11 protein-coding genes are annotated in these 13,157 nt (G+C 64.5%); 7 read left to right on the top strand and 4 right to left on the bottom strand.

Annotated features, from left to right (window positions below; translation table 11 throughout):
• Positions 1-63 precede the first annotated feature (63 nt).
• Both recN and GCT19_RS02200 read right to left on the bottom strand, forming a co-directional pair.
• The gene (gene recN, locus GCT19_RS02205; protein WP_152850895.1) at positions 64-1,731 is read right to left on the bottom strand and encodes a DNA repair protein RecN; all 1,668 of its coding nucleotides are present in this window, start codon (positions 1,729-1,731) and stop codon (positions 64-66) included.
• A gap of 54 nt (positions 1,732-1,785) precedes the next feature.
• Entirely contained in the window at positions 1,786-2,700 is a 915-nt protein-coding gene (locus GCT19_RS02200) for an NAD kinase (protein WP_013088497.1), read from the bottom strand.
• 210 nt (positions 2,701-2,910) lie between these two features.
• Here GCT19_RS02200 and hrcA point away from each other — a divergent pair, with 210 nt between their 5' ends.
• The 3 genes from hrcA to GCT19_RS02185 all read left to right on the top strand — a co-directional run bounded on the left by hrcA (position 2,911) and on the right by GCT19_RS02185 (position 5,595).
• Positions 2,911-3,930: a heat-inducible transcriptional repressor HrcA gene (gene hrcA, locus GCT19_RS02195; RefSeq protein WP_026227992.1), complete on the top strand. Its 1,020-nt coding sequence runs from the start codon at positions 2,911-2,913 to the stop codon at positions 3,928-3,930.
• A 178-nt stretch (positions 3,931-4,108) separates the two neighbouring features.
• Positions 4,109-5,179 (top strand): ferrochelatase, encoded by a 1,071-nt coding sequence (gene hemH / locus GCT19_RS02190; protein WP_018431879.1) that lies wholly within the window; start codon positions 4,109-4,111, stop codon positions 5,177-5,179.
• 8 nt (positions 5,180-5,187) lie between these two features.
• Positions 5,188-5,595 (top strand): RNA-binding S4 domain-containing protein, encoded by a 408-nt coding sequence (locus GCT19_RS02185; protein ID WP_152850935.1) that lies wholly within the window; start codon positions 5,188-5,190, stop codon positions 5,593-5,595.
• Here the strand turns inward: GCT19_RS02185 and GCT19_RS42545 are convergent.
• The gene (locus tag GCT19_RS42545; protein ID WP_176109498.1) at positions 5,567-5,728 is read right to left on the bottom strand and encodes a hypothetical protein; all 162 of its coding nucleotides are present in this window, start codon (positions 5,726-5,728) and stop codon (positions 5,567-5,569) included. The genes GCT19_RS02185 and GCT19_RS42545 overlap by 29 nt on opposite strands.
• A 363-nt stretch (positions 5,729-6,091) precedes the next feature.
• Between GCT19_RS42545 and grpE the strand changes: the two genes are divergently transcribed.
• From grpE to pabB, 4 genes are all read left to right on the top strand, one after another.
• Positions 6,092-6,679, top strand: a complete 588-nt coding sequence (gene grpE, locus GCT19_RS02180) for a nucleotide exchange factor GrpE (RefSeq protein ID WP_018431877.1) — start codon at positions 6,092-6,094, stop codon at positions 6,677-6,679.
• A gap of 332 nt (positions 6,680-7,011) precedes the next feature.
• Positions 7,012-8,961 carry a molecular chaperone DnaK gene (gene dnaK, locus GCT19_RS02175; RefSeq protein WP_013088502.1) on the top strand — a complete coding sequence of 650 codons (1,950 nt, stop codon included), beginning with the start codon at positions 7,012-7,014 and terminating at the stop codon, positions 8,959-8,961.
• Positions 8,962-9,229: 268 nt separating this feature from the next.
• Entirely contained in the window at positions 9,230-10,369 is a 1,140-nt protein-coding gene (gene dnaJ, locus GCT19_RS02170) for a molecular chaperone DnaJ (RefSeq protein ID WP_018431876.1), read from the top strand.
• A gap of 18 nt (positions 10,370-10,387) precedes the next feature.
• Positions 10,388-12,274: an aminodeoxychorismate synthase component I gene (gene pabB / locus GCT19_RS02165; protein ID WP_152850894.1), complete on the top strand. Its 1,887-nt coding sequence runs from the start codon at positions 10,388-10,390 to the stop codon at positions 12,272-12,274.
• Between the two features lie 50 nt (positions 12,275-12,324).
• On the opposite strand, the gene panB is transcribed toward pabB, so the two are convergent.
• Positions 12,325-13,140, bottom strand: coding sequence for a 3-methyl-2-oxobutanoate hydroxymethyltransferase (gene panB / locus GCT19_RS02160; protein ID WP_152850893.1), 816 nt, complete (start codon positions 13,138-13,140; stop codon positions 12,325-12,327).
• Positions 13,141-13,157: the final 17 nt, after the last annotated feature.

The raw sequence follows: 13,157 nt of genomic DNA, 5'->3' as shown, positions 1-13,157 counted from the left end.
TCGGTGTGACGTCCCGGCCAACCCGACTCAGGCCGTGTGCGGTGACCTGCGCACGGCGCAAGCTCAGGCGGCCAGCATTTCCTTCGCGTGCTTGCGCGTGGTCGCGGTGATTTCGAGGCCGCCGAGCATGCGCGCGACTTCCTCGATGCGGCTCGCCTTGTCGAGCGAGGTCACGCTGCTGAGCGTGCCGCCGGTGCCGTTGCTCATCTTTGCGACCTGGAAATGATGATCGCCGCGCGCCGCGACCTGCGGCAGATGGGTCACGCACAACACCTGGCGCGCTTCGCCGAGTTGATGCAATAGCCGCCCGACCACTTCAGCCACGCCGCCGCCGATGCCGGTATCCACTTCGTCGAAGATCAGCGTCGGTGTCGGGCTGGCTGCGCTCGCGATCACTGCGAGCGCCAGACTGATCCGCGCGAGTTCGCCGCCCGACGCGACCTTCGCGAGCGGCCGCAGCGGCACGCCGGCATGACCGGCGACGCGAAACTCGATCTGCTCGAGCCCATGCGCGCCGCCTTCGGGCAACGGCACCAGCGCGACTTCGAAGCTGCCGCCTTTCATCGACAGTTCCTGCATACCGGTCGTGACCGCCTCGCCGAGCGCCTTGCCTGCTTTCGCGCGTGCCTTCGACAGCTTCTTCGCCTCGCCGATGAACACTTCCTTCGCTTGCGCCTCGGCGGCGCGCAGGCCGTCGAGGTCCGCGGCGGCGTCGAGCGCGGCCAATTGCTTGCGGCGCGCTTCGTGTTCTTCCGGCAGCGTCTCGGGCTGCAGGCGGAATTTGCGCGCGGCCGAGTGCAGCGCGTCGAGGCGCTTTTCGACCTGAGCGAGCCGCTCCGGATCGAGCTCGAGCTTCTGCGCATAGTGGCTCAGCGAATACGCGGCTTCCTGCAACTGGATTTCGGCGGGTTCGAGCGCGGCGAGCACGTCGTTCAGCGCCGGGTCGATCTCAGCGAGGTCGCGCACCTTCGACACGATCGAGCCGAGATGCGTGATCATCGCGTCGTCCGATTCGGACAGTGCACCGAGCGCACCCTGCACGCCGTCGATCAGATTCGCGGAATGCGATAGCCGCCGATGCTCGGTGTTGACCTCTTCCCATTCGCCCGGCTGCGGCGCGAGCTTGTCGAGCTCGGTGAGTTGCCACGCGAGTCGCTCGCGTTCGAGTTGCAGCTCGCGATCGCGCGTTTGCGCATGCTCGACCGCCTGGGCCTTGTCGCGCCACGTGCGCCACGCGCGCGTGACCGCGGCGGCCAGGTCGGACAGGCCCGCGTGCGTGTCGAACAGCTCGCGCTGCGCGTCCGGGCGCATCAGCAGCTGGTGCGCGTGCTGGCCGTGAATATCGACGAGCATTTCGCCGACCTCGCGCAACTGCGCGAGCGTGGCCGCCGTGCCGTTGATGAACGCGCGCGAGCGGCCGTTCGCGTCGACCACCCGCCGCAGCATCACGGTGCCGCCGTGCTGGCCGTCGTCGGCCGCGCCGAGCGCCTGCTCGTCGAGCCATTGATCGACCTGCGCGTGGGTTTCGAACTCCGCGGTGATGTCGGCGCGGCTCTCGCCGGTGCGCACGACGCTCGCCTCGGCGCGCGCACCTAGTGCCAGCGCGAGCGCGTCGATCAGGATCGATTTGCCGGCGCCGGTTTCGCCCGAGAAAACGGTAAAGCCGCTGTCGAATTCGAGGTCGAGCGCGGCGACGATGACGAAGTCGCGTATCGAGAGGTGGCGAAGCATGGAGGTCGTCGGGTAGCGTGGGATTCGGGTGGCGGCCGCGGCGGCGTGTGCGCTTCAAGGCGCCGCTTGCGGCCTCTGGTCTTCTTCGTGCGACGGATACTCGTGCCAGTGCAGCTTCTTGCGCAGCGTCGCGTAATAGCTGTAGCCGACCGGATGCAGCATTGGCACCGTGTGACGCGAACGGCGCACCTCGATCGTGTCGCCGAGCTCCAGCGACGTGAACGACTGCATGTCGAAATTGACGTTCACTTCGCGCCCGGAAACGATCTGGATGCTGACCTTCGAGTCGTCCGGCAGCACGATCGGCCGGTTCGACAGCGCGTGTGGCGCGATCGGCACGAGCACGAAGCCCTGCAATTGCGGATGCAGGATCGGCCCCTGCGACGACAGCGCGTACGCGGTCGAGCCGGTCGGCGTCGCGACGATCAGGCCGTCCGAGCGCTGGTTGTACATGAAGCGGCCGTCGACCGACACGCGCAGCTCCGCCATGCCCGAAAAACCGCTACGGTTGACCACCACGTCGTTGAACGCGAGCGCATGGTAGATCGGCGTGCCGTCGCGCACGATGCGCGCTTCGAGCAGCACGCGCTCCTCGCGCTCGAAGGTGCCGGACAGCATTTGCGGCACGGTCTCGAGCATGTCGGAGATCGGGATGTCGGTGATGAAGCCGAGCCGCCCGTGGTTGATGCCGATCAAGGGTGTGCGATATGGCGCGAGCTGGCGACCGATGCCGAGCATCGTGCCGTCGCCGCCGAGCACCACGGCAACGTCGGCGCGCGCGCCGATCTCAGCGGGACGCAGCGCCGGGTAGTCGGTTACGCCGATTTCGGCGGCGGTGTCGGCTTCGAACACGACTTCGAGGCCGAGCTTGGCGAGGCACGCGGCGAGCGCGGTCAGCGGCTCGCCGATGCCTGGCGTATTGCTGCGCCCGACGAGCGCGACGGTCTTGAACTGGCTGGTCACTTGCATGCCGGCATTACACCATAGGTAGGGCCTGAAAAGAACCGCAGGCCAACCCGGTAGCGGGCCGGCGCACGCGGGGCGTCTGCGTATGTCGCGATTATCGTTAGAATGGTGAAGACCCGATGACATGCGAGCCCGCTGACGGTGGCGCATTCGCTGGGAGCGGGCGCCGCGGGCGCTCGCGGCTGCGATGCCATTGAGCTAAAATTTTTCGTCATGCTAGATCCTCGCGCACAAACCCTCCTCAAAACGCTGATTGAGCGCTACATCGCCGAAGGTCAGCCGGTCGGCTCGCGCACGCTGTCACGTTACTCGGGCCTCGAACTGAGCCCGGCCACGATCCGCAACGTGATGTCGGACCTCGAGGATCTGGGGCTCGTGATCAGTCCGCATACGTCGGCAGGGCGCATTCCGACGCCACGCGGCTACCGTCTGTTCGTCGACACGATGTTGACGGTCGAGTCCGCCGCCGACGAAGAAGCGGTGATGCGCGCCGTCAAGACCACGCTGCAGGTGGGCGAGCCGCAGAAAATCGTCGCCGCGGCGGCGAGCGTGCTGTCCAACCTGTCGCAGTTCGCCGGTGTGGTGCTCACACCGCGCCGCAGCCACGTATTCAAGCAGATCGAATTCATGCGCCTGTCCGACAAGCGCATTCTGCTGATCATCGTGACGCCAGAAGGCGACGTGCAGAACCGTATTCTCGCCACCCAGCGCGACTTTTCGCCTTCGCAGCTGGTGGAAGCCTCCAATTACATCAACGCGCATTTCGCGGGCCTCTCGTTCGACGAAGTGCGCCGCCGCCTGCGCGAGGAAATCGACGAGCTGCGTGGCGACATGACCTCGCTGATGCACGCGGCCGTCACCGCGAGCACCGACGAATCCGACACCGGCGAGACCGTGCTGATCTCGGGCGAGCGCAATCTGCTCGAAGTCGCCGATCTTTCGTCGGACATGGCGCGGCTGCGCAAGCTTTTCGATGTGTTCGACCAGAAGACCAGCCTCCTTCAGTTGCTCGACGTGTCGAGTCACGCGGCGGGCGTGCAAATTTTCATTGGCGGCGAATCGACTCTGGTGCCAATCGAGGAAATGAGCGTCGTCACCGCGCCGTACGAGGTCAACGGCAAGATCGTCGGCACGCTCGGCGTGATCGGACCGACCCGCATGGCCTACAACCGCGTGATTCCGATCGTGGACATCACCGCGCGGCTGTTGTCCATGACACTCAGCCAGCAGTAGTCCCTCGCGTTGCGCGGCGCTGCCGTCATCGCAGCCGTGCCGGCCATGATGCGCGAACGGGTGGCGTCTGCCAATCGTCCGAATGGCCAGGGTCCGGCGGCGCCGGGCCGAACCCGCGCCGCTATAATGAATCTCCATTGAATCGACTCGCCGCTTGAAGCGGTGATCTCTGCTGCCTATGCGCTTCGACCTCGAGCGGCCCTCACAGAACGCCACGTCGCATCGCGTCGCCGTGTTGCTGATCAATCTCGGCACGCCCGACGCGCCGACGCCGCGCGCGGTGCGCCGCTATCTCGCGCAGTTCCTCTCCGATCCTCGCGTGGTCGAAATTCCCGCGCTGCTGTGGCAGCTGATTCTGCGTCTGCTGATCCTGCCGTTTCGCGGCCGCAGCTCCGCCAAGAAGTACGCGGCGGTGTGGATGCCCGAGGGCTCGCCGCTGCGCGTCCATACCGAAAAGCAGGTCGAGGGCTTGCGCCATCTGCTGCAAGTCAACGACTACACGGTGCTGGTCGACTACGCGATGCGCTACGGCACGCCCGGGATTCCGGCGATGCTGAACCAGCTGAAGCTCGCGGGCGCCGAGCGCGTGCTGCTGATGCCGATGTATCCGCAGTATTCGGCGTCGACCACCGCGACCGCGTTCGACGAAGCCTTTTCCGCGCTCAAGCGCATGCGCAACCAGCCGGAAATCCGCACGGTGCGCCAGTACGCCGATCACCCGGCGTATATCGCGGCGCTCGCCGCTCAGGTGCGTCACCACTGGCATCTGCACGGCCGCCCCGATTTCGCGGCGGGCGACAAGCTCGTGCTGAGTTTCCACGGCGTTCCCAAGCGCACACTCGACCTCGGCGACCCATATCACGAGCAATGCCAGCAGACCGGCGCGCTGCTGATGCAGGCGCTCGAATTGACGCCGGTCGAATGCCGCATCACGTTCCAGTCGCGCTTTGGCAAGGCCGAATGGCTGCAGCCCTATACAGCGCCGACGTTGAAGGAACTCGGCGCGGCAGGCGTGCGGCGTGCTGACGTGTTTTGTCCGGGTTTCACCGCCGACTGCCTTGAAACGATCGAGGAAATCGGCATGGAAGTGCGCGACGAATTTCTGCAGGCGGGTGGCAAGGAGTTTCACCGGATCGCCTGTCTGAACGCGTCGCAGCCCTGGGTTGCCGCGCTCGGCGAAATCGTCGCGCAGCATCTGCAGGGCTGGCCGGTGCAGGCGGTGCCGGTGCCGCACACGACAGGAGCTTGAATACGCAGATGAACTACCGTATTTCAACCGAACCGGGCGCGAAACTGCGCATCGACAAATGGCTGTGGGCCGCGCGCTTCTTCAAGACGCGTTCGCTGGCCGCGGATGCGGTCGACAAGGGACGGGTGCGGATCGGCGGCGCGGCCGTGAAGCCGGCCAAGGACGTGCGTGTCGGCGATCTGGTCGAAATCGAGATCGAGCGTTACGTGTGGCAGGTGGAAGTGCTGGGTGTGTGCGACGTGCGCGGCCCGGCGAGCGTGGCGCAGACGCTTTACGTTGAAACCGCGCAGAGCAAGGAGAAGCGGCAGGCCGAGCAGGAACGTCGCAAGGTGTATCACGAGCCGGCCGCCGCGCTGCACGGGCGACCGACCAAACGCGACCGGCGCACTATCGACAGATTTTCGGGTGGGAACTAAAAAACTGCTCGACCGTGGCATGTGCGCCACCGTACTCGGTGGTGTGGTCGTTGACCGCGCCGGACATGCAGATTGTCGTGGTGCCCGCGATCAGTACCAGTGCGACCACCCCGATTGCAACGGTCAGTTTCACGGTACTCCCCTCGATGGGCTGAAACGGGCTATCGGAACGACTGTCAGGTGTCGGTAAGGCTTACGTCAAATTAGGGTTAACGTGCGTTGCCGCTCCATGACTGGAGAATAGGTCAGTTGCGGGCTGCACTCAATCCCTATCTGATTGCGCCACGTGAATGCTTGTTACGGCGCATTTCGCCTGCACGACGCTGGTGCGAAAAAACCTCGGAGCCGCTTGAAACGGCTATTTCAGACCCCAACTGGGGTCCGGTCTGGCGGATCGGCGCGAAGACACGTGTCGCGATTTTGCAAAGCACGAATCGTACTGTGTCGGAACGGCTTTTTCCGTCTTTGCTTTTACTTTTTAACGACTTTCAGCGACATGGAAAACACGCAAGAGAACCCGACGAGCCAGAATCCCACGCCCGCCGACGAAGCCGCGCGCCAGGCCGCCGAGGCGGCCGGGGCCGCTACTCAACAGCAGGACACCGGCGCCACCACTGAATCCGCCCAGGCAGCCGCTGAGCAGGCGCTGGCCGACGCTCAGGCGAAGATCGCCGAGTTGCAGGAAGACTTCCTGCGCGCGAAGGCCGAAACCGAAAACGTGCGCCGTCGCGCTCAGGAAGACGTCGCCAAGGCGCACAAGTTTGCGATCGAAAACTTCGCCGAGCATCTGCTGCCGGTGGTCGACAGTCTCGAGGCGGCCGTCGCCCATTCGTCCGACGACCTGCAGAAGGTCCGCGAAGGCGTCGAACTCACGCTGCGCCAGTTGAGCGGCGCGCTCGAGAAGGGCCGCGTCGTGGCCATCAATCCGGTCGGCGAGAAGTTCGACCCGCATCGCCATCAGGCCATTTCGATGGTGCCGGCCGACCAGGAGCCGAACACCGTCGTCGCGGTGCTGCAAAAGGGCTTCGTGATCGCGGATCGCGTGCTGCGTCCCGCGCTCGTGACCGTCGCCGCGCCGAAGTAAGCACGTCGACGCGCACCGCGAACGTTTGCGCCGGAGGCGTGTAGCTCGTCGCTTCGCCGCGCCCCGCGCCGCAAAACATTCAGTCGATTCAGGCACTTCCGGCGAACCACGCCGGGGGCGCCGTGCAAGTTGACGGAGCGGGCTCCAAGCAAGGATTCGCGAGCCCGCCCCGTGATTGAAAAAAATTAAAGACCGCATCGCAATAGAGGTCTTGAAAACGATGTGGCCGCACTTATTTTGAGTGCAGGTAGGAATTGAGAGCGGATCGTCCCGCCGCCAGATGGGCCAACCGGGCGCTTTCCGCAGCGATCAAAGTCAGGAGATTTGTAAAAATGGGCAAAATCATCGGCATCGACCTCGGCACGACCAACTCGTGCGTGGCGATCATGGAAGGCAACTCGGTCAAGGTCATCGAGAACTCGGAAGGCGCGCGCACCACGCCGTCGATCATCGCTTACATGGAAGACAGCGAGATCCTGGTCGGCGCGCCGGCCAAGCGTCAGTCGGTCACGAACCCGAAGAACACGCTGTTCGCGGTCAAGCGCCTGATCGGCCGTCGCTTCGAAGAGAAGGAAGTGCAGAAGGACATCGGCCTGATGCCCTACAAGATCATCAAGGCCGACAACGGCGACGCATGGATCGAAGTGCGCGACCAGAAGCTCGCGCCGCCGCAAATTTCCGCCGAAGTGCTGCGCAAGATGAAGAAGACCGCTGAGGACTACCTCGGCGAGACCGTCACGGAAGCCGTGATCACGGTGCCGGCGTACTTCAACGACAGCCAGCGTCAGGCCACCAAAGATGCAGGCCGCATCGCCGGTCTGGAAGTGAAGCGGATCATCAACGAACCGACCGCAGCCGCATTGGCATTCGGCCTGGACAAGGCTGAAAAGGGCGACCGCAAGATCGCCGTGTTCGACCTCGGCGGCGGCACGTTCGACATCTCGATCATCGAAATCGCGGACGTCGACGGTGAAATGCAGTTCGAAGTGCTGTCCACGAACGGCGATACGTTCCTCGGCGGTGAAGACTTCGACCAGCGCATCATCGACTACATCATCGGCGAGTTCAAGAAGGAACAGGGCGTCGATCTGTCGAAAGACGTGCTCGCGCTGCAGCGCCTGAAGGAATCGGCTGAAAAGGCCAAGATCGAGCTGTCGTCGAGCCAGCAGACCGAAATCAACCTGCCGTACATCACGGCCGACGCGTCGGGTCCGAAGCACTTGAACCTGAAAATTACGCGTGCGAAGTTGGAAGCGCTGGTTGAAGAACTGATCGAACGCACCATCGAGCCGTGCCGCGTGGCCATCAAGGACGCAGGCGTGAAGGTCGGCGAAATCGACGACGTGATCCTGGTCGGCGGTATGACCCGTATGCCGAAGGTGCAGGAAAAGGTGAAGGAGTTCTTCGGCAAGGACCCGCGCCGTGACGTGAACCCGGACGAAGCCGTGGCCGTTGGTGCCGCGATCCAGGGCCAGGTTCTGTCGGGCGACCGCAAGGACGTGCTGCTGCTCGACGTGACCCCGCTGTCGCTCGGCATCGAAACGCTCGGCGGCGTGATGACGAAGATGATCAACAAGAACACCACGATCCCGACCAAGCACGCACAGGTCTACTCGACGGCTGACGACAACCAGAGCGCCGTGACGATCAAGGTGTTCCAGGGCGAACGCGAAATGGCAGCGGGCAACAAGCTGCTCGGCGAGTTCAACCTCGAAGGCATTCCGCCGGCACCGCGCGGCGTGCCGCAGATCGAAGTGAGCTTCGACATCGACGCGAACGGCATTCTCCACGTCGGCGCGAAGGACAAGGCGACCGGCAAGGAAAACCGCATCACGATCAAGGCGAACTCGGGTCTGTCCGAAGCCGAAATCGAGAAGATGGTGAAGGACGCCGAAGCGAACGCGGAAGAAGATCACAAGCTGCGTGAGCTGGCCGACGCCCGCAACCAGGGTGACGCACTGGTCCACAGCACGAAGAAGGCGCTGACCGAGTACGGCGACAAGCTCGAAGCGGGCGAGAAGGACAAGATCGAAGCCGCGTTGAAGGAACTCGAGGACACGCTGAAGAGCGGCTCGAGCGACAAGGCTGCGATCGAAGCGAAGATCGAAGCAGTGGCCACGGCCTCGCAGAAGATGGGCGAGAAGATGTACGCCGACATGCAGGCTGCGCAAGGTGCCGAAGCGGCAGCGGGCGCGGCGGGCGGTGCCGGTGCATCGGCGGGCGCGAGCCAGCAGGCCGACGACGTGGTCGACGCTGAGTTCAAGGAAGTGAAGAAGGACTAAAGCCAGGTCGGCATCCGACCGTAAAGCCGTGTACAGCGATGTGCGCGGCCCGGCTGCACGAGATCGGCGCCCTTGGGGCGCCTTGAGTGCAAGAGCGGTTTTTCGCGCCTGGCGAGCCTTTTGGGCTCTCCGGGCACGTTCGTTTTATGGAGGGCGTTGTTTTGAACCGTGCCCTGGCGCGGCGCAGACAGCGGCCGGACGAGTCGTGAGACTCCACAGCATTCACAAGGAGCTACCGCGTCGCTTTGCGCGGCGGCGTTGAACCGATATGGCGAAACGGGATTACTACGAGGTTCTGGGCGTCGCAAAGAACGCGAGCGACGACGAAATCAAGAAGGCTTATCGCAAGCTCGCGATGAAGCACCACCCCGACCGCAATCCGGGCAACAAGGATGCGGAAGAGCATTTCAAGGAGGTGAAGGAAGCCTATGAAATGCTGTCGGATTCGCAAAAGCGCGCCGCGTACGATCAGTACGGTCACGCGGGCGTCGATCCGAACATGGGCGGGGCCGGTGCGCAAGGTTTCGGCGGCTTTGCCGACGCATTCGGCGACATCTTCGGCGACATCTTCGGCCAGGCGGCCGGCGCCGGCGCACGCGGAGGCGGTCGCGCGGGCCCGCAGGTGTATCGCGGCGCCGATCTGCGCTACAGCATGGAAATCACGCTCGAGCAGGCCGCGCACGGCTATGACACGCAGATCCGCGTGCCGAGCTGGGTTTCGTGCGAAGTCTGCCATGGCTCGGGCGCGAAGCCGGGCACCAAGCCGGAAACCTGCCCGACCTGTAGCGGCTCGGGTTCGGTGCGCATGTCGCAGGGCTTCTTCAGCATCCAGCAGACTTGCCCGAAGTGCCACGGCAGCGGCACCTACATCCCCGATCCGTGCAATCACTGCCACGGCGCGGGCAAGGTGAAGGAAACCAAGACGCTCGAAGTGAAGATCCCGGCCGGTATCGACGACGGCATGCGTATCCGCTCGGCCGGCAACGGCGAGCCGGGCATCAACGGCGGTCCGTCGGGCGATCTGTACGTCGAGATTCATATCAAGCAGCACTCGGTGTTCGAGCGTGACGGCGACGATCTGCATTGCCAGATGCCGATCCCGTTCACCACCGCGGCGCTTGGCGGCGATATCGAAGTGCCGACGCTCGCCGGTCGCGCGACCTTCACCGTGCCGGAAGGCACACAGTCGGGCAAGACGTTCCGCTTGCGCGGCAAGGGCATCAAGGGACTGCGTTCGAGCATCGCCGGTGATCTGTACGTGCATGTGCAGGTCGAAACGCCGGTCAAGCTCACCGAAGCGCAGCGCGATCTGCTCAAGCAGTTCGAAAAGGCGCTCGTGGAAGGCGGTGCGCGGCATAGTCCGCAAAGCAAGAGCTGGTTCGATCGGGTGAAGAGCTTTTTCGATTGATCTGATTTGGCGGTCAGCATGACGGTGGACAGGCGCGGCGCGGTGTTCGCGCTGCTTGACGATTGCGGTGCAACGGCGGCGCGTCCGTCGAGCCGCTTGTACACGGGTTTCGTGCTCGAGCGGGTCTGCACCGAGGCGGCGCAGCTCGAAGCCGTGTGCGACAGCGTCGCGGCCGATACCCGCAACGGTCTGCACGCCGTCGTGCTGGCCGACTATGAATTTGGCCGTGCGCTCGTCGGTATCGACAAGCTCCGGTCCACTGAAACGCAGCGTGGCAATGCCACGCTGCGTTTTTTATTGTTCGAACGCTGTGCGAAGCTTTCGCGCGACGAGGTCGACGCGTGGCTGATGACGCGGGACAACGGTGCGCCGGAGCCGTCGGTCGCGGGCACGGCGAACGTGCGCGAGAGCGTCGATCGCGCCGAGTTCGACGCGGCGATCGACGCGATTCACGCCGCGCTGCGCGCGGGCGATTCCTATCAGGTCAACTACACGTACCGCCTCGGCTTCGACGTGTTCGGCTCGCCGCTCGCGTTCTATCGGCGTTTGCGCGCGCGCCAGCCGGTGTCGTTCGGCGCGCTGATCGCGTTGCCCGACGATGCATGGGTGCTGTCGTGTTCGCCCGAACTGTTCGTCGAGAAGCACGGCCCGACGTTGCGCGCGCGGCCGATGAAGGGCACGGCGCCGCGCTCGCAAGATCCTGCCATCGACCGCGGCAACGCCGAGTTCCTCGCCACCGATCTGAAGAACCGCGCGGAGAACGTGATGATCGTCGATCTGTTGCGCAACGATCTGTCGCGGGTCGCGCGGATCGGCTCGGTCAACGTGCCGGCGCTTTTTACGGTCGAACCGTATGCGTCGGTGTGGCAGATGACGTCGACAGTGGAGGCGACGTTGCTCGACCGCACCTCGTTCGCGGCGATCCTGCGCGCGCTGTTTCCCTGCGGATCGATTACCGGTGCGCCGAAGCATCGCACGATGCAGTTGATCGACGAACTGGAAAGCACGCCGCGCGGACTTTATACCGGCGCGATCGGCTGGCTCGATGCGCCGGACGGTGATCACGATTGCGGCGACTTCTGCATGTCGGTCGCGATCCGCACGCTGACATTGACTTCGTCGACGGCGCAAGTGGGCGGCACGGACTGTCTGCGCGGCAGCATGGGCATCGGCGCGGGCATAGTGCTCGACAGTGTGGCCGCCGATGAGCACGAGGAGTGTCGATTGAAAGCACGTTTTCTGACCGGCGCCGAGCCGGGCTTCGAACTGTTTGAAACGATGTACGCGACGCGGGAAGATGGCGTGCGGCATGTCGAGCGGCATTTGCGGCGCTTGTCGTCGAGCGCCGCGACGCTTGGCTTCGAGTTCGATGAAGCGCGCGTTCGCGCGGAGATCTCAGCGCGGTGCGCCACGCTGCCGGCACAGACGCCGCATCGTATGCGGCTTGCTTTGAGCAAAAGCGGTGTGACCCAGATCACCGCTGCGATGCTTACGCCGTTGGCGGATGCGATCGTTGGGGTTCTGCTCGGCCCCGAAGCTAAGTTCGCGCCGACCCAAGCCGCCGATCCGCTGCTGCGCCACAAGACCACGCGCCGCGCCGACTACGACCGCGGCTGGCGCGAAGCCGAGGCGAACGGCGCCTTCGATACGCTGTTCTTCAACGAACGGGGCGAACTGACCGAAGGCGGCAGATCGAACGTGTTCGTGAAGCTCGCGGGACGATGGTGGACCCCGCCGCTCGCGTCGGGCGTGCTTCCTGGCGTGATGCGAAGCGTGTTGCTCGAAGGGGCGTCGGGTCTGCAGGCAGGTGAGAAAGTGCTGACGCAGGAGGATGTGCTGAACGCCGAAGCGCTGCTCGTGTGCAACGCGTTGCGCGGCGCGATTCCCGCACGGGTTGTTGCTTAGAGCGCTGACAGAAACCGGAAAATGCCGCGCGCCCGCGCGGCCAACAAGCATCAGAACGTGTGCTCGGCGCCCGGAAACGTGCCGTCTTTCACCGCCCGCACATAGGCCTCGACGGCCGCCTGAATGTTCGGCTGCCCCTGCATGAAATCTTTCACGAAGCGCGGCCGCTTGCCGGGGAAAATCCCGAGCATGTCGTGCAGCACGAGCACCTGACCCGAGCAGTCGAGGCCCGCGCCGATGCCGATCGTCGGAATGCGCAGTTGCCTCGTGACCTCGCCCGCGAGTTGAGCGGGGATCGCTTCCATCAACAATGATTGCGCGCCGGCGGCCTGCATCGCGAGCGAATCTCGCAGCAGCTGGCTCGCGCCCGCTTCGGTCTTGCCCTGCACCTTGAAGCCGCCGAATGCATGTACCGACTGCGGCGTCAGACCCACGTGCGCGCATACTGGAATCGAGCGTTCGACCAGAAACCGCACCGTGTCCGCGAGCCATTCGCCGCCTTCGAGCTTGACCATCTGCGCGCCCGCGCGCATCAGTTCGACCGAACTCCTGAACGCATCTTCCCGCGTGCCGTAGGTGCCGAACGGCAGGTCAGCCATGATCAACGCCGACGGCCGAGCACGCGCGACGCTCGCCGTGTGATACGCGATGTCCGCAAGCGTCACCGGCAGCGTGGTCGCCTGGCCTTGCAGCACGTTGCCGAGCGAGTCGCCGATCAGCAGCACGTCGACGCCCGCGCGATCGAGCAGCGCGGCGAAGCTCGCGTCGTAGCAGGTGAGCATCGCGATCTTTTCGCCGGCGTCGCGCATTGCCTGCAGTTTCGGCACGGTGATCGCGCTCCGGCTCGCTTCCTGCAAATAAGTCATGGTCAATCCAGTGAGAG

Source organism: Paraburkholderia atlantica, assembly GCF_009362785.1.
In the GTDB taxonomy this organism is placed as follows: Bacteria; Pseudomonadota; Gammaproteobacteria; order Burkholderiales; family Burkholderiaceae; genus Paraburkholderia; species Paraburkholderia atlantica.
This window is presented reverse-complemented; position numbering and strand designations above follow the sequence as displayed.

Excerpts from the sequence above, each read along its gene's own strand:
- hrcA (WP_026227992.1), top strand. The coding sequence starts at position 2,911 with ATGCTAGATCCTCGCGCACAAACCCTCCTCAAAACGCTGATTGAGCGC.
- dnaK (WP_013088502.1), top strand. The coding sequence starts at position 7,012 with ATGGGCAAAATCATCGGCATCGACCTCGGCACGACCAACTCGTGCGTG.
- grpE (WP_018431877.1), top strand. The coding sequence starts at position 6,092 with ATGGAAAACACGCAAGAGAACCCGACGAGCCAGAATCCCACGCCCGCC.
- pabB (WP_152850894.1), top strand. The coding sequence starts at position 10,388 with ATGACGGTGGACAGGCGCGGCGCGGTGTTCGCGCTGCTTGACGATTGC.
- dnaJ (WP_018431876.1), top strand. The coding sequence starts at position 9,230 with ATGGCGAAACGGGATTACTACGAGGTTCTGGGCGTCGCAAAGAACGCG.
- GCT19_RS02185 (WP_152850935.1), top strand. The coding sequence starts at position 5,188 with ATGAACTACCGTATTTCAACCGAACCGGGCGCGAAACTGCGCATCGAC.
- hemH (WP_018431879.1), top strand. The coding sequence starts at position 4,109 with ATGCGCTTCGACCTCGAGCGGCCCTCACAGAACGCCACGTCGCATCGC.
- recN (WP_152850895.1), bottom strand. The coding sequence starts at position 1,731 with ATGCTTCGCCACCTCTCGATACGCGACTTCGTCATCGTCGCCGCGCTC.
- panB (WP_152850893.1), bottom strand. The coding sequence starts at position 13,140 with ATGACTTATTTGCAGGAAGCGAGCCGGAGCGCGATCACCGTGCCGAAA.
- GCT19_RS02200 (WP_013088497.1), bottom strand. The coding sequence starts at position 2,700 with ATGCAAGTGACCAGCCAGTTCAAGACCGTCGCGCTCGTCGGGCGCAGC.